This window comes from uncultured Rossellomorea sp., assembly GCF_947488365.1.
GTDB lineage: Bacteria > Bacillota > Bacilli > Bacillales > Bacillaceae_B > Rossellomorea.
In genome coordinates, this window is record NZ_CANKZT010000002.1 from 25,926 (window position 1) to 41,230 (window position 15,305).

The following is a 15,305-nucleotide window of genomic DNA, read 5'->3' on the forward strand; positions in this document are numbered from 1 at the left end:
AAAAGGTGATGCCTGTGAAAAAGATACTCAAATCGGGCGATGGATGAATGGATGAGGGAGCATGGATTCTTAAATAACCATGTAAGCTGTTGAACAGGGTTCAATCGCTTTTTTGCGTTTACTTGATTTACTTAAAAAGGAATCCCGGTAAGTGAAGTCGTATATATAGTGGAGAAGGAGGTTCGATCACGATGGAATTTATCTATGTATTAAAGCTGATTCCGCGCTTACATAAGGAAGAAAATTGGACAACCGGGGATGAGGGGATTGTTCATCGTCATTTTGAGAGGTTGAAGGAGCTTACGGACTCTGGAGTGGTGATCCTTGCCGGCAGAACGTTAAATGAAGAAGAAAATGCTTTTGGAATCGTTATTTTTGAAGCGGAAGATGCGGAAAAGGCCAGAGTGTTCATGAAGGAAGATCCTACCGTAAAAGAGGGGATTATGACAGCAGAGCTGTTTCCGTATCGAGTGGCTCTCCTGAGAAAAGAGACCAATACTTTAGTGGAGTAGGAGAAGGTACAATGGAAAAATGGATCGAAGAACTTTTTACAGAGGAGCTATTTGCGGAAGCTGCCTCACGATATGGCTGTAACACTGCTCAAGCGAAGAAGCTCGGAGACTTTGAAAACTATGTGTATGAGGTTCATAAGGGAGACAGCCCCTATATCCTCCGCCTCACTCACAGTTCTCATCGTTCAGAAAGAGAAGTGGAAGCTGAACTGAAATGGATTAACTACTTACATAAACACGGAGTGAATGTATCATTAGTCAAACATTCTGATAAAGGGAAGCTCGTAGAAATTATCAAAGCAGGGGACACGTATTTTTATGTTTGTTTGTTTGATAAAGCTCCAGGAAGTCCGGTTAAGATAAATGACCCATTGTTCGATGAGGAACTCTTTTACAAATGGGGGAAAATCACAGGACATATGCATCGAGTGACAAAAGGATATGTTCAGGGTATCAATCGTCGTGATCGTTGGGATGAGGATGACGTGTTGAAGTATGGGAAGTATTTATCTTCTGTGAAAGATGAGTACATCATCGAAAAAGGTGAGATAAATAAAAAAACGATCAAAAGCTATGAGGAAACGAAAGATACCTTTGGACTGATTCACTCTGACATCCATCCAGGGAACTTTTTTTACCATAAGGGTGATATTCATGTGTTTGACTTTGATGATAGTACACAGTTCTTTTTTATAAGTGATGTCGCCATTCCCCTATACTATTCCGTGTGGTGGAAGCTTCGTAATGAGAACTTAGATACCCGTAGTCAATTTGGCAGAAGGTTCCTCATTTCGTTTTTAAAAGGATATTTGACGGAGTGTGATTTAGAGAAAGAATGGGTGGACCGCATTCCCCATTTTCTGCTCCTCAGGGATTTAACACTTTATTCTGTTTTCCATAAAAAGTGGGATCTAGAGAATTTATCAGAGGTCGAGGAGTCCTTGCTTTCAGAGATCAGGGACAGATTGCTCCATGATGAGCCAATCGTCGATTTGCACTACAGTGAAATTCTTGAAAAAGCGAGAGAAAAATGATTTGGGCACTCCTTATTACAGGTGTGATCATCGGATTATTAGTCCGTTTGATGAGGACCACATTTAAAAGCGGATACGGAATGTCAGAGGATTTATTTGAACAGCCTGTGTATGTAAAGACATGTATTCATTGTCACAGGAAGATTCCAAAGGATTATCAAAAATCTCTTTGCCCCCATTGCGGGAAGCTGGTGGAATGATGGAAAGGTTTGAAGGATTTCTCCTTTGAGCCTTTTTTAATGGCGTTTATTTTATATGTGGAGAAAAATTTGGTATGATGCTAAAGACTGTTTACATACAAACTGACGAGGTGAAAAAATGAATAAAACCATTGGATTTATAGGGTGCGGAAATATGGCACAAGCGATCATGGGGGGGATATTGAAGTCCGGTTTAGTAGAGAATCATTCGGTTAAAGCCAGCGCCAGAACACAAGAGACGCAGGAAAAAGTAGCAGAGGAATTTGGAGTGGGGGTTATTAGTGATAATAAGAGCGTAGCAGCTTTTTCAGACATAGTGTTTTTAGCAGTGAAACCAGATCAATATCGGAACATTGTTGAATCAATAAAGGATTCTCTGAAAAAGGACGCCATCATCATTACCATTGCTGCAGGAATCACGATTGATTGGATGGAGAGTCAGCTTTCTAAGTCTGTTAAAATTGTCCGAACCATGCCAAATACACCGTCTCTTGTAGGTGAAGGTATGACAGCGTACTGTGTAAATGGCGAATTAACCGACGCTGATCTTGAAGATGTGAAAGCGATCTTAGATAGCTTCGGAAAGTCTGAAATGGTAGAGGAAAGCTTGATGGATGCCATTCCGGCTGTGAGCGGATCATCTCCTGCATATGTATTTATGTTCATAGAAGCACTGGCCGATGGAGCGGTTCTGCAAGGCGTTCCAAGAAAACAAGCCTATCAGCTGGCAGCACAGGCTGTACTTGGAGCGGCGAAGATGGTCCTTGAAACAGGCACTCATCCGGGGGAATTGAAGGATGCCGTATGTTCACCGGGCGGAGCAACGATTGAAGCTGTGTCAGCCCTGGAGAAAAATAATTTTAAAGGAGCCATCTTAACAGCAATGGACGCATGCAGCCGTAAATCGAAATCCCTGGGTGAGTAGAGTGGAAACCATTGACAAATCCTCATGACTGATGTAGTTTGTACATACAAACATTAACGGAGGTCGAGGATAGTGGAAGATCAATTCTGTAACTGTCTCTATTTTTCTGCCAATCACTTGGCAAGAATGATGAACAAGATGGCGGAGGAAGAGTTTGCGCCGATCGGTTTGTCTCCCACTTATGCATTTTTGTTGATGACCTTAAAGGATAAAGACGGTCTAACACAAAAAGAGCTTAGTGGTGCTTTAAATATCGCTCCTTCAACAAGTACCCGATTTGTTGATAAATTAGAGATGAAGGGACTTGTTACACGAAAGAACAAAGGAAAGTTAGCAATCATTGCCCTGACGGATAAAGGCTATAGCATGCAGGGTGACATTTCTCAGTGCTGGAAGAACCTATTTAAACGCTATGCTGAAATCATGGGGGAGGAACAGGCTCGCAAGCTGACGCGTGATGTGAACGAAGCCAATTCGATATTGGAAAATAAAAAATAAAATTTTTTAACATGTTAGTTGTGTGTACAAACAAATGATGATATTATTTGTACATACAAATAAGGAGTAGTTGAAATGAAAACACTAGTGTTAGTAGGACATCCAAATTTACAAGAATCAAGAATGAACAAAGCTTGGTCAGAACGTTTGGAAAAAGAAGAGAACGTTATTGTACATGATTTATATAAAGAATATCCGAACATGAATTTTGATGTTAAGAGAGAACAAAATCTTTTATTAGAACATGACCGAATCGTCTTCCAATTTCCATTCTTCTGGTACAGCACACCGGCGATTTTAAAAGAATGGCAGGATAAGGTGTTAGAATATGGATGGGCTTATGGAGCAGAGGGGACGAAGCTTCACGGAAAAGAATTCTTAGTCGTGACTTCAACCGGTGGTCCGGGTGGAGCTTACCGATCAGGAGGCTTTAATCACTACTCCATGAGTGAACTGCTGAAACCACTGCAGGCTACTGCTAATTTAACGGGAATGACATTCTTGCCTGCTTATGTAGAGCATGGGGTTCGAATGATGAGTGACGATGAAGTGGTTGCGTCTGCTGAAAAAGTAACAGCGCATGTGGTGAATCCTGAGCTGAGGTTTGGGCGATAGCAGGGGGAGCTCATTCGTTTTCGGGATGGGCTCTTTAGTATTAGTCATGAGTGAAAGGATTTTTAACGCATGAAAGTAGAAATCGACGCATAAACCACCAAACCTGGAGGTCCGTCCCTCTAAAACGTTATTCAAACTGCCAAAGTACTGAATTGTTTTGGCAGTTTGTCGTTTATCGGGTTTGGTATTCTACTGTCAAGATGGCTGTGACGGCGATTTGTCCTGGTTGGACGGCTGCACTCTCTTCAGCGGCTTTTACAAACCCGGTGGTCATAAAGGGGGTGACGATTGGGCTTGATTGCTCTGTGATGGACTTTGGCTGGGGATCGAGCTGCTGCCCCGATTGGCTGGATAATGTGAGTGCTTTTTGATACGCCTTTTGATATGCCATAGCAAGGGCCTGCTGATAGGATTCGATGGGGTTGGAATTGACAAATGAAATGTTTTCTACACGATTCGCACCGCTCTTAATGGCATCATCAATAATCGTACCGACTTTTTCAATGTTCTGAATGGTAACTCGGAATACTTGGCGAACCTCATATCCTGTGAAAATTTGCTTTCCGTCCTCATAGTTGTACTGTGGGAACACTTGATAGGTGGAGGTCTGGATATCCTTTTGTGACACTCCGTTGTTTAATAGTGATTGAACGACTTGACTCGATTGTTGCTGGTTCTGGTTTTGGGCCGCTTCAAGCTCTTCATCTTTAGTGACAACACCGACAGAGACAATGGCTTGATCAGGATCGGTATAAAGGGTATGCTCACCTGTTACAGTAATCGTCCCCTTGGTGTTGCCGGTCCTATAGTATGGATATGAATACATGAGCAGTCCTACACGCACGTAAAGGATTCAATTTTATCCAAGTCGATGCCGAAGTATACCCATGTGAATCCAATCCATCTCCATCCGGCAATGGAACGGCGTCCAACAAAGACAGGATAGAACCAGAAAGCATCCCTTCTTAACCAAATATACGTGTAACGGAATAAACATCTTCTGATGGCACCTGGGTCTACTGCAAAAACACTTGGTCCACCTTGTGTTCCTTGCATCACCGTTTTTTGCGGTTGGAAGTTCGGTGGTGGTCCGGGTGGTGGTTGATTTTGTCCGCCTTGCCCGCCAGTAGGTGGTGGTGAGCTTGGTGCGCCTTGTCCTCCACCAGGAAAACCTGGGATGCCAAAGCCGCCGCCCCCTGATCCTTGGCCACCTCCAGGGAATCCGGGAAAGCCGCCTCCTCCGCCGCCAGGAAATCCAGGGAATAATTGTCTGTGATCGTACATAGAAGAACCTCCTCATAAAGAATTCTCTTTATCTTATGAGGAGGTTGGGTGGGCGTGCGTGTCTATTAATTTAGCGAAGGGAATGGATCAAGTCTCCATCGCTTTTTTCATCACATGTTTGAGTGTTTTTGCAGAGTGGGCGAATTGAGCTTTTTCTTTATCATTTAATGGAAGCTCGACGACTTTTCTGATGCCCTCACGATTAATAATCGCAGGAACACCGATGTAGATATCGTCCTGATGATACTCCCCTTCAAGGAGGGCAGATACGGTTAAAATGCTATTTTCATTGTTAAAGACCGCTTTGGTAATCCTGGCAAGACCCATGGCAATACCATAATAGGTTGCGCCTTTCCGTTCAATGATGTGATAGGCTGCATCTCTTACATTAACGAATACATCATCAAGCTGTTTCTGGACGTCATCCTGGTGGAGGTCAATCAACTCACTTAAATGACTTGCTCCTACAGTTGTGTGGCTCCAAACGGGAAATTCCGTGTCTCCGTGTTCTCCCATAATATAGGCGTGAATATTCCGTGTATCAATATCAAAGTGCTCGCCGACTAAGTAACGAAGTCTGGCTGTGTCGAGAATCGTTCCTGATCCGATGACTCTTTCTTTCGGCAGTCCGGAAAATTTCCACGTTGCATACGTTAAGATGTCGACAGGGTTCGTTGCCACAAGGAAAATGCCGTTGAATCCACTATTCATGACAGAGTCTACAATATTTTTGAAGATTTTCACATTCTTTTCCACCAGATCCAGACGGGTTTCGCCTGGCTGCTGGTTAGCTCCTGCCGTAATCACGACCAGGTCAGCATCCTTACAATCACTGTAATCTCCTGCAGATATTTTCATAGGAGAAGCGAAAGCAAGACCATGGTTTAAATCACGTGCGTCTCCGTCAGCTTTCTCCTTATTCAAATCAATCATCACAAGTTCATGTGCGATTCCTTGATTGAGGAGAGCAAAGGCATAACTTGAACCTACAAATCCTGTACCGATTAAAGCTACTTTGTTTGTGCATTTGATTGTCATACGTCATCACCTATTCACTAATTATTTGTAAAAAAAATTGGTCACATGAATCTAACAATGGTGAGATTAAGAGAAAGTAATAAAGCTTTCAGAATATGAGCGGAGATATTGTGAAGTAATTCACAACCAAATGATAACACGAAACACATTGATATTCTACTCTGAAATATAGCATAACATAAATAAATGTGAATTAATTCACAAACTTGTCATACAGAGGAACGTACCTATGCCCGTCCCTCAAATAAAAAAAGGGTTTTTTCTGGTGAGTGATGAATGTATAGAGGAAGAGGAGAGCTATGGGAGGTGTGTGTATGAATGTCAGGAGTGGGGATTTATTTATCCGTCCTTTAGTGGAGGGGGATAAATACACGTTGGCAAGGTGGTTGCAGGATCCGGAGGTACTGGAGTTTTATGAAGGGAGGGACCGTCCCTTCACTCTTCAGATGGTGGAGGAGAAATTCCTTGCAGAGAGGGCCGTCTCAGGTTGTCTGGTTGAGTATGAGGGGAATGAAATCGGTTATCTCCAGTATTATCAGCTTGATGAAGAAACGATGATCCGGTATGGTTACACGAATTTAGATGAAGTGATTTATGGTACGGATCAATTCATCGGAGAAGCGGCATATTGGAACAGGGGTTTAGGGACGGAACTCATTCGAGCTGTAGTAGAGTACTTGCTCAAGAAAGAGGGGGTCCACCGCCTCGTGGTGGATCCCATGACTTGGAACACCAGAGCGATCCGCTGCTATGAGAAATGTGGATATAGTAAAGCGAGAATACTACGGGAGCATGAGCTTCATGAAGGCGAACATCATGATTCCTGGCTGATGGAGTTCATTCCAGAGTGAATGGGAGACTTTAAAATGAATAGAAAAATAGAAGAAGCCATTGAACTGAGAGAGTCGGGAGAATACGCAGCTTCCATTGAAAGGTGGAAGCGATTGATTGGGGAAGAACCAGATAATGGTTTTCTGCATTACCAATGTGCATGGAGCCATGACGCAATGGGACTCGAAAGCGAAGCCGTTCCTTATTACGAAAGTTCGATTCAATTGGGACTGGATGATAAAGATTTACAAGGCGCCTATCTTGGATTAGGGAGTACATATCGGACATTGGGAGAGTATGATAAAAGCAAAACCGTGTTCGAGAAAGCAATCGGACGATTTCCTGAAAATAAAGCGTTGACGGTCTTTTATTCCATGACCCTCTATAATTTGAACGAACATAGTCAAGCAATGGAGCTACTGCTGACATGTATTGGAGAATCGTCACAAGAATCCACCATCGAACCTTATAAAAAGGCGATAACATTTTATGCTAGTCAATTGGACGTTGTGTGGAAATAAGAGTAGCTGTTCTCCATGACAGCTCTTTTTTGTGGTTGGAAAGTAAAAAGGAGTGATTGAAGTTGGCAATGACTCAACTGTATCTGGTGAGGCATGCTCACTCAAAATATACCCCCGAGGAATTAACCAGACCCCTTTCTGAGAAAGGTAAGGTGGGTGCTGAGAATGTAACGGAATTATTAAAGAAGGAAAAGATTGATGCAGTATGTTCCAGTCCATATAAAAGGGCGGTGGAAACCGTTGAAGGGACAGCCCGCCATATTGGGAAGGGAATCAATTTATATGAAGAATTGAGAGAAAGAACTCTCTCTGGAAAACCTGTTCAAAACTTTGAAGAGGCAATCTCAATGGTGTGGGAGGATCCTGCTTTTTCCTTGGAAGGCGGAGAGTCGAATCTCACTGCTCAAAAAAGGGGCGTACAAGGGATATTTAAGATCATTGAAGAATATAATGGGAAAAACGTTGTGATTGGAACACATGGTAATATTATGGTTTTGATCATGAGTTACTTTGATCCTCAATATGATATCAGGTTTTGGAGAAAGCTTGAAATGCCGGATATATATTGTTTAACTTTTGATGATGAAAATCTAAAAAGTGTCAAGAGAATATGGACACAACCAGCTGAATTTGCACTACAAAAAGACCGTTCATTATGAACGGTCTTTCAAGTATCTATATCGGTTTAATGAGGCAGGAATGCCAGCTGATAGAAGAACAGGACGGCAAAGATATACACGAGTGGATGTACCTGCTTCCATTGTCCTTTTACTACTTTTAATAATGGATAAGAAATGAATCCCAGTGCAATCCCCGTTGCGATGCTTGATGTTAATGGCATGCTTAGGATGATTAAGAAAGCAGGGAAGGCTTCATCTAATTGATCCCATTTAATTTGGGAGATGCTTCCCATCATCAGGCTTCCAACGATGATAAGTGCTGGAGCAGTAATAGCTGAAATTCCCGATACGGCACTTACAAGAGGACCGAAGAATGCAGCAGCGATGAACAAAACAGAAACCGTTAATGTTGTCAGTCCTGTTCTTCCTCCAGCGGAAACACCGGCTGAAGATTCAATATAAGCGGACGTAGGACTTGTTCCAAACATAGCTCCAACAGTCGTTGCAATGGAATCAGCCAATAGTGCTTCACGTGCTCTTGGCATCGTGTTGCCTTTCATAAGACCTGCTTGTTGAGCCACTCCGATCATTGTTCCCGTTGTGTCAAAGATGGTCACAAGCAAGAAAGAGAAGACTACCGCATATAATCCATACTGGAAAACATCAGCAAAAGCAGTTGCCGGATTTGCTACGATCAGTCCTTCTGGAAGATGTGGGAGGGCCACAAACCCTTCCTTAAATGATAATTCTCCTGTAAAGAATGCAACGAGTCCAGTGACAATCATTCCGATAAATAATGCTCCATGGACACGTAAGACCATGAGGATCAGGGTAACAGCCAGCCCGATTAACGCTAAGATCGCAGAGGATGAATGAAGATCCCCCAACTGTACTAAATTTGTTGGGTGAGCTTGGATGAGTCCTGTCAATCGTAATCCAATAAACGCAATAAACAAACCGATTCCTGCTGTTATGCCGTGCTTTAGATTTTGAGGAATGGCTTCGATTAATTTTTTTCTAAACGGTGTTAAAGAGAGAATGATAAAGATGATACCTGCTACAAAAACGGCAGAAAACGCAACGATATAAGAAATATCATCATTCGCACCGACTACTGAGTACGTAAAATAAGCATTTAATCCCATCCCTGGTGCGATGGCGATCGGGTAGTTTGCGAACAAGGCCATCCATAACGTTCCGGCTACGGCTGAAATAATGGTTGCTAAGAAGACTTGATCAAATGGGACACCTGCATCAGCTAAAATAATGGGATTCACAACGACAATGTACACCATTGTTAAAAATGTTGTAATACCTGCCAGTATTTCAGTTTTAGGATTAGTGCCGTGTTCCTTCAATTTAAACATCGTAATACCTCCAATAAAAACGAACATTAAAAACACGCAACTTCTATAATATTCGGTAATAGATTGGATTTCAATAGGGGATACCGAAATTTTTTTAAGAAAATATCTTGAAACCCCTTCCAAACCCCTTTTGTTTTCGATAAGATGTTATCAATTATAGAAGAATCAGTCTCTATAATGCCCAGTCAGTAAACGATTTACCACGCAGGAAGTAACATTTCATAAGGAAAGGAGCGGTACTAACGTGTATACTCAATTGAAAAACAACTCAATCTCCGAGCAGATTGAGCAGATCACACGATCCTTAGTCGCTCTGAAAAGCTATAACGGAACAACAGGCGAAAGTGAAAAAGCCCAGTATATATATGAAATGATTTCCTCATTTCCTTATTTTCAGGAGCATCCTGATCGGGTCTGGCTGCAAGAAGTCCCGAACGATCCCACAGGAAGGAAAAACGTGTTTGCCCTCGTGAAAGGAACGTCTTCGAAAACCGTATTATTCCATGCCCACTATGATACGGTAGGGACGGATGATTATGGGGCACTTCAAGATATGGCTCATGATCCCGACTTTCTTCAGAAATTCTTTATGGATTATGAAGGAGAGGAAAAGGTTAGGGAAGATGCACTTTCTGGAAACTGGCTATTTGGAAGAGGGGCCTTGGATATGCAGAGCGGGATTGCCGTCCACATAGCCAATCTTTTACACCATACGGATCAAGCAGCCCCGGAAGGAAATTTACTCTTCCTGTTTAATGGTGACGAAGAAAGTGAACATGCCGGAATGATTGCTGCTTTAAGTGATCTCTATCGTTTAAAGAAAGAGGGCTTTGATTATTTGGCAGCGATCAATACGGATTTCATTTCTCCGATCTATGACGGGGACTGTAAACGATATATTTACACAGGTGCTGCAGGGAAGCTTCTGCCAAGTTTTTATATATATGGAAGAGAAGCGCATGTAGGGGATGTGCTGACATCCATCGATCCTACTGTGATTGCTTCAAAAATCAATCTCGAAATCAATCAGAACCTGGATTATCTGGAGGATATACCTGGAGAATTCACCCTGCCGCCATCGTGCTTGTATTTCAAAGATGATAAGCATACGTATAATGTCCAAACCCCTCTTAGCGCTTCTCTTTACTTCAACTATTTTGTCTACGAGAGAACCGCCAGAGAAGTGCTCTACGATATGAAAAAGGCAGCATTAAAGGCAGTGAGTGAACTGGAAGAACGGAGCAAAAAGCAGTTTGAGCAATATCGGAGCTATCATGGTTTCCCGGAAAGGGAGTTTTCCTGGGAAGTGGAGGTGCTGACATTACGGGAGTATATCTTCTGGCTAAAGGAAAGAGGCATTGATCCGGATCCTGTCATGAAAAAGATTCTTCATGATATGGAAGGAGAAGATAGAAGAACGATTGCATATACGATGGTGGAAGCCTTACAGCACCTGGATCCCGATCGAACACCCAGAGTGATCATTTTCTTCGCACCGCCATTTTTACCTCACAACTTTGTAAATGAAGAAAATGAGTATGGCAAGAGGGTAAGAGAAGCGTTAGGAAAATGCTTAAATGATATAGCCAAAGAAACCGGCGAAGAATTTGTCATTAAACGGTTTTTCCCTTATCTAGCAGACGGCAGTTTTCTCTCTCTTCATGAAGAAGACGAGGATATCGAGGTATTTAAAAAGAACCTGCCGCTGATCGATCAGTTGTATCCTGTCCCTATCGAAATGATCAGAAAGCTGAACATCCCTTCTATTAATATAGGAGTTTATGGAAAGGATGGCCATCAGTGGACAGAGAGAGTGTATAAACCTTACACATTCTCAGTACTGCCGGAGATTATCCAGCGTGTGACGAAGGATTTATTGAAGATATGATGTGCCGAGTATAGCTGAACAAAGAGAGAGGTCATTCGCTTAGGGATGCGCCTCTCTCTTTTTATTGATTTGAAATTATTTTGTGCTCTTTTTTTACAATTATTGTAATACGGCTGGGTTAATTAAGAAAACGGCTGGATTTTTATCAGAATCGGCTGGATTATTGATGATTTCCGCCGGATTATCCAGAAAAACGGCCGGATTATTGGTGATTTCGGCTGGATTCGTTAGGACATCATAGAAATACCAGACCATGACCGTCACAAATCCCTTGTAAAAGTAGATTTCAAAATGAAGTATCCATATTTCCTGTTAATATAGTAGACTTTGTGGGAATATCCACTTCCGCCGCATTCAAAACTACCTGTGTTCTGGAATTGTCACAAAAAGGTCAATCCTAAAAGATGCATAAAGGGAACAAGTTTACTATAATAGAGTTATTGAATTTGTGAAGTGTTTCACTAACTTTTAACTTTTGGAGTTGAGAGAAGTTATGAAAGAGCTGAATCGATTGGCTAAGCAGCAGAGATCATCCATGATGGCGCTTTACGGAACATCCCTATTAATGGGGGGAGTCGTTATTGGACAAGCTTACTTACTGGTTAGCGTTGTAGATAAAATGTTTATAGAGGAAGCTGGGTTTCAAGACATCCTCCCAATGCTGGGTGCTTTGCTTCTTATTCTAGTGGGGAGAGCGGCACTTTCTTATGTAAACGGACGAACAGGAATCAGGATGGCTTCGAAGGTAAAGGTCGACTTGAGAAAACGGCTTTTAATTAAGTGGGCAAAAAATCCACTGCAAGCATCCCTTCAAGGACAGTCTGGACAAAAGGTCAGTACGATGATGGATGCCGTTGATGGACTGGACGGGTATTACAGTCAATACGTACCCCAAAGAATTCAAACGACCATCGTCCCGTTGATTCTTTTAATCATTATTTTTACTGAGCATGTGTATACGGGTCTGATCATGGTGATAACAGCCCCATTCATTCCTTTGTTTATGGCGATTATCGGAGTCATGACAAAGAATAAATCCGAGAAGCAAATGGACAAACTGACGGCTTTTTCTGGACGATTTCTCGATACACTGCAGGGATTGACTACCTTGAAGCTGCTTGGAAGAGGGGAGCAACAAAAAGAGGGGATACGTTCTGCCAGTCTTGATTTTCGTGAAGCCACGATGGAAGTGTTAAAGACTGCCTTCTTATCTTCCTTGATGTTAGAGTTTATCTCTATGTTAAGTATTGGATTGATTGCCCTGGAAGTGGGGCTCAGATTAGTCGTCTTTGAAAGTATTTCATTCTTCACAGCTTTCTTTGTTCTCGTTCTTGCACCAGAGTTCTATCTTTCATTAAAAGAGCTGGGGCATGCCTTTCATACTGGGCGAGGTAGTGTGGGAGCCGCGAAGAAAGTCATGGAGGAGCTTGAAGAGAAGGATCAACCTGTAAGATGGGGAGAGAAGAAGTTCGAAACAAATGGGACTCCTCCAACAATTAAGCTATGTAATGTAGGGTTTTCCTACGAGGATAAGGGATTTGATCTTCGAGGCATTACGGCTGCTTTTCCTCCCAGAAGCCAAGTGGCGATCGTGGGTCAGAGTGGAGCAGGGAAAACAACCCTCCTTCATCTATTAGCCGGCCTTCTTGATCCCTCTGATGGTGACATTGTGATTGATGGACTTTCGAGATGTGAATATGGGGAAAGAGACTGGTTTGATCAATTGAGTTATATTTCACAGAGTCCTTACTTATTCTCAGGCACGATTGCCGAGAATATTGCGGTTGGCGGAAGAGAGGGCGTCACCCTGGAAGAGATCGAATACGCTGCTGAAAAAGCGGGAATCTCACAAATGATTGCAGGCCTCGATAAAGGATATGAGACCCCGATTGGTGAAGCAGGGAGAGGGCTTTCTGGTGGAGAAAAGCAGCGTATGGCCATAGCCAGGGCCTTTCTTAAAAAACCGTCTCTTATTCTCTTCGACGAACCAACAACGGGATTGGATCTTCAAACGGAGAGGATCCTACAATCATCCATACAGGAATTATCAAAGAATTCAACGGTGATTACAGTAGCTCACCGTCTTCATACGATTCGAGAAGCGGATCTAATCCTATTTTTAGAAAATGGGAAATTAGCGGGCATAGGAAATCATGAGGAATTAATGAAGTCTACTTCTCACTATCGTGATATGGTGACTGCACAACAAGGAGTGAAGCTTTAGATGAAGGAGTTAGGGTTTGTCGTAAAGCTGATGATGAAGGAAAAGAAGGATATGGTGTACTCTATTCTTTTTGGCTTTCTGGCTGGAATAACCTCGGTCGGACTATTTGCTTCCAGTGGCTATTTAATCTCTAAAGCTGCATTGGAGGTACCTCTTTATGCTCTTACGGTAATGATTGCTCTCTTGAAGCTGTTTGGCTTTACGAAGGCGTTAAGCCGGTATGGGGAACGCTATTTTTCCCATAGGGCTACGTTCACGATTTTGGCGAACTTGCGGGTTTCCATCTATGAAAAAATCGAGCCGTTAGCACCGAGGATTTTCTGGCGATATCGAAGTGGAGATCTTCTTTCTAGAATCGTAGGAGACGTAGAAAGCTTACAGAATTTCTTTCTTCGCGTCTTTTATCCACCGATTATCCTGGTGATGGTGTTCTTAAGTACGATCTTGTTTACGATGTTTTATTCTGTTTCTATTGCGTTGATCCTTCTCGGGGGGCTTCTATTAACGGGATTTATTGTCCCAGCCTATTTTGCTTATAAACAGAGGGAAATTGAAACGACCTTACGAGAAAGTCGAGGGGATTTATCCACAGAGGTAACAGAATTTCTTTATGGGTTCAGAGACCTGAAGATATATCAAAGACTGGAGGATAAAAAGAGGAGTCTCGTTCATGCAGCAACAGGTTATGTGAGTGAGCAAGAACGGGAGAGCATCTATTCTCTCTTTAGTCATTCAACGAACATCCTGGTTTCCCAACTCATTTCATGGATCGTTATAGCATTAGGGGCGTATTCAGTCGCAGCAGGTCATTTGGATGGGATATACCTTGCGATGCTTGTCATGATCTCGCTAACCGTATTCGAAAATGCCACACCAATGGCAGTACTACCTACACACTATGAAGACTCACGCCGCGGGGCAAGCCGTCTGTCTTCCATTATTCCAGAAGAGAGGACCTTCGGGGACGGACCTTCCTTAGGCTGGGGTCTGAGTGGGCACGCACCTTCCTTCAGTATGAAGGATGTGAGCTTTTCCTTTAATGGAGAGGAAAGGAAGACCTTGGACGAGGTAAGAATTGAGCTTCCTGCAGGATCGAAAACGGCGATTGTAGGACCTTCGGGATCAGGGAAGTCAACATTGCTTCAATTGTTATTAAACTTTTACTCAACGGATCAAGGATCGATTTACGTGAATGATCTTTCAATTAAAGATATCGATAAAGAGTCGTTGTGGGGGCAAGCCAATGTGGTTCTTCAAGAAAATCATTTCTTCTACGGCACAATGAAGGATAATCTAATGCTGGTACGTGACGATCTGACAGATGAGGAAATGGAAACGGCATTAGAAATAGTGAAGCTGGATCACTTTTCTTTAGAGGACGCTATATTAGAAAAAGGAGAGAATCTTTCTGGTGGAGAGAAGCAGCGATTAGCGATTGCCAGGGCCCTATTGAAAGGTTCACCCTTATGGATGCTGGATGAACCGACATCTTCTGTTGATGCTTTGATGGAAAAAGAGATTTTCAAGCATCTTTATACCGTAGCGGATGGTGATACACTGATTCTGATTAGTCACCGATTGACAGGTCTTGAAGAAATGGACCAAATCGTCGTCATGGATCAGGGAAAGGTTGTAGAAGCAGGAAGTTTTGATGAGCTCATGAGGAAAAAAGGCTACTTCTATGAAATGAAACAGATTGAAAAGAGCGTACTCTTTTAAGAACCTGAAAAAGCCGCATCCCCTTGGAT

The 15,305-nt window shown here is 42.6% G+C and carries 17 protein-coding genes; 12 read left to right on the plus strand and 5 right to left on the minus strand.

The genetic code is table 11. The features are described 5' to 3' along the window. Positions 1–191: 191 nt before the first annotated feature. From Q1B03_RS07050 to Q1B03_RS07075, 6 genes are all read left to right on the plus strand, one after another. Positions 192–512: a YciI family protein gene (locus Q1B03_RS07050; protein WP_299739768.1), complete on the plus strand. Its 321-nt coding sequence runs from the start codon at positions 192–194 to the stop codon at positions 510–512. A gap of 11 nt (positions 513–523) precedes the next feature. Next, on the plus strand, positions 524–1,546 hold the full coding sequence (locus Q1B03_RS07055; protein WP_299739770.1) for a phosphotransferase enzyme family protein: 1,023 nt from the start codon (positions 524–526) through the stop codon (positions 1,544–1,546). Further along, entirely contained in the window at positions 1,543–1,746 is a 204-nt protein-coding gene (locus Q1B03_RS07060) for a hypothetical protein (RefSeq protein WP_299739772.1), read from the plus strand. The genes Q1B03_RS07055 and Q1B03_RS07060 overlap by 4 nt, the downstream gene beginning before the upstream one ends. A gap of 118 nt (positions 1,747–1,864) precedes the next feature. After that, positions 1,865–2,671, plus strand: coding sequence for a pyrroline-5-carboxylate reductase (gene proC / locus Q1B03_RS07065; protein WP_299739774.1), 807 nt, complete (start codon positions 1,865–1,867; stop codon positions 2,669–2,671). Positions 2,672–2,743: 72 nt separating this feature from the next. Next, positions 2,744–3,169, plus strand: a complete 426-nt coding sequence (locus Q1B03_RS07070) for a MarR family winged helix-turn-helix transcriptional regulator (RefSeq protein ID WP_299739776.1) — start codon at positions 2,744–2,746, stop codon at positions 3,167–3,169. A 75-nt stretch (positions 3,170–3,244) separates the two neighbouring features. Further along, positions 3,245–3,784 (plus strand): NAD(P)H-dependent oxidoreductase, encoded by a 540-nt coding sequence (locus Q1B03_RS07075; RefSeq protein ID WP_299739778.1) that lies wholly within the window; start codon positions 3,245–3,247, stop codon positions 3,782–3,784. 172 nt (positions 3,785–3,956) lie between these two features. On the opposite strand, the gene Q1B03_RS07080 is transcribed toward Q1B03_RS07075, so the two are convergent. The 3 genes from Q1B03_RS07080 to Q1B03_RS07090 all read right to left on the minus strand — a co-directional run bounded on the left by Q1B03_RS07080 (position 3,957) and on the right by Q1B03_RS07090 (position 6,106). Beyond that, a complete protein-coding gene (locus Q1B03_RS07080; protein WP_299739780.1) occupies positions 3,957–4,610 on the minus strand; it encodes an SIMPL domain-containing protein in 654 nt (217 codons plus the stop codon). 8 nt (positions 4,611–4,618) lie between these two features. After that, a complete protein-coding gene (locus tag Q1B03_RS07085; protein WP_299739782.1) occupies positions 4,619–5,068 on the minus strand; it encodes a hypothetical protein in 450 nt (149 codons plus the stop codon). 87 nt (positions 5,069–5,155) lie between these two features. Beyond that, positions 5,156–6,106, minus strand: a complete 951-nt coding sequence (locus Q1B03_RS07090; protein WP_299739783.1) for an L-lactate dehydrogenase — start codon at positions 6,104–6,106, stop codon at positions 5,156–5,158. A 314-nt stretch (positions 6,107–6,420) separates the two neighbouring features. Between Q1B03_RS07090 and Q1B03_RS07095 the strand changes: the two genes are divergently transcribed. The 3 genes from Q1B03_RS07095 to Q1B03_RS07105 all read left to right on the plus strand — a co-directional run bounded on the left by Q1B03_RS07095 (position 6,421) and on the right by Q1B03_RS07105 (position 8,117). Continuing rightward, positions 6,421–6,957 (plus strand): GNAT family N-acetyltransferase, encoded by a 537-nt coding sequence (locus Q1B03_RS07095; protein WP_299739785.1) that lies wholly within the window; start codon positions 6,421–6,423, stop codon positions 6,955–6,957. A gap of 15 nt (positions 6,958–6,972) precedes the next feature. Further along, a complete protein-coding gene (locus Q1B03_RS07100) occupies positions 6,973–7,458 on the plus strand; it encodes a tetratricopeptide repeat protein (protein WP_299739787.1) in 486 nt (161 codons plus the stop codon). A 68-nt stretch (positions 7,459–7,526) separates the two neighbouring features. Beyond that, on the plus strand, positions 7,527–8,117 hold the full coding sequence (locus tag Q1B03_RS07105) for a histidine phosphatase family protein (RefSeq protein ID WP_299741269.1): 591 nt from the start codon (positions 7,527–7,529) through the stop codon (positions 8,115–8,117). Between the two features lie 26 nt (positions 8,118–8,143). On the opposite strand, the gene Q1B03_RS07110 is transcribed toward Q1B03_RS07105, so the two are convergent. After that, complete coding sequence (locus Q1B03_RS07110) at positions 8,144–9,445, minus strand: NCS2 family permease (protein ID WP_299739789.1); 1,302 nt, start codon at positions 9,443–9,445, stop codon at positions 8,144–8,146. Positions 9,446–9,689: 244 nt separating this feature from the next. Between Q1B03_RS07110 and Q1B03_RS07115 the strand changes: the two genes are divergently transcribed. After that, entirely contained in the window at positions 9,690–11,333 is a 1,644-nt protein-coding gene (locus Q1B03_RS07115) for a M20/M25/M40 family metallo-hydrolase (protein WP_299739791.1), read from the plus strand. 99 nt (positions 11,334–11,432) lie between these two features. Here the strand turns inward: Q1B03_RS07115 and Q1B03_RS07120 are convergent, their stop codons facing one another. Then, positions 11,433–11,588: a hypothetical protein gene (locus Q1B03_RS07120; RefSeq protein ID WP_299739793.1), complete on the minus strand. Its 156-nt coding sequence runs from the start codon at positions 11,586–11,588 to the stop codon at positions 11,433–11,435. 238 nt (positions 11,589–11,826) lie between these two features. On the opposite strand from Q1B03_RS07120, the gene cydD reads away from it, so the two are divergent. Both cydD and cydC read left to right on the plus strand, forming a co-directional pair. Further along, on the plus strand, positions 11,827–13,557 hold the full coding sequence (cydD, locus tag Q1B03_RS07125) for a thiol reductant ABC exporter subunit CydD (protein ID WP_299739795.1): 1,731 nt from the start codon (positions 11,827–11,829) through the stop codon (positions 13,555–13,557). Further along, positions 13,558–15,276 carry a thiol reductant ABC exporter subunit CydC gene (cydC, locus tag Q1B03_RS07130; protein WP_299739796.1) on the plus strand — a complete coding sequence of 573 codons (1,719 nt, stop codon included), beginning with the start codon at positions 13,558–13,560 and terminating at the stop codon, positions 15,274–15,276. The last annotated feature ends 29 nt before the right edge of the window (positions 15,277–15,305 follow it).

Coding starts and splice junctions, on each gene's coding strand:
- Q1B03_RS07050 (WP_299739768.1), top strand. CDS start 192: ATGGAATTTATCTATGTATTAAAGCTGATTCCGCGCTTACATAAGGAA.
- Q1B03_RS07055 (WP_299739770.1), top strand. CDS start 524: ATGGAAAAATGGATCGAAGAACTTTTTACAGAGGAGCTATTTGCGGAA.
- Q1B03_RS07060 (WP_299739772.1), top strand. CDS start 1,543: ATGATTTGGGCACTCCTTATTACAGGTGTGATCATCGGATTATTAGTC.
- proC (WP_299739774.1), top strand. CDS start 1,865: ATGAATAAAACCATTGGATTTATAGGGTGCGGAAATATGGCACAAGCG.
- Q1B03_RS07075 (WP_299739778.1), top strand. CDS start 3,245: ATGAAAACACTAGTGTTAGTAGGACATCCAAATTTACAAGAATCAAGA.
- Q1B03_RS07080 (WP_299739780.1), bottom strand. CDS start 4,610: ATGTATTCATATCCATACTATAGGACCGGCAACACCAAGGGGACGATT.
- Q1B03_RS07085 (WP_299739782.1), bottom strand. CDS start 5,068: ATGTACGATCACAGACAATTATTCCCTGGATTTCCTGGCGGCGGAGGA.
- Q1B03_RS07090 (WP_299739783.1), bottom strand. CDS start 6,106: ATGACAATCAAATGCACAAACAAAGTAGCTTTAATCGGTACAGGATTT.
- Q1B03_RS07095 (WP_299739785.1), top strand. CDS start 6,421: ATGAATGTCAGGAGTGGGGATTTATTTATCCGTCCTTTAGTGGAGGGG.
- Q1B03_RS07100 (WP_299739787.1), top strand. CDS start 6,973: ATGAATAGAAAAATAGAAGAAGCCATTGAACTGAGAGAGTCGGGAGAA.
- Q1B03_RS07105 (WP_299741269.1), top strand. CDS start 7,527: ATGACTCAACTGTATCTGGTGAGGCATGCTCACTCAAAATATACCCCC.
- Q1B03_RS07110 (WP_299739789.1), bottom strand. CDS start 9,445: ATGTTTAAATTGAAGGAACACGGCACTAATCCTAAAACTGAAATACTG.
- Q1B03_RS07120 (WP_299739793.1), bottom strand. CDS start 11,588: ATGGTCTGGTATTTCTATGATGTCCTAACGAATCCAGCCGAAATCACC.
- cydD (WP_299739795.1), top strand. CDS start 11,827: ATGAAAGAGCTGAATCGATTGGCTAAGCAGCAGAGATCATCCATGATG.
- cydC (WP_299739796.1), top strand. CDS start 13,558: ATGAAGGAGTTAGGGTTTGTCGTAAAGCTGATGATGAAGGAAAAGAAG.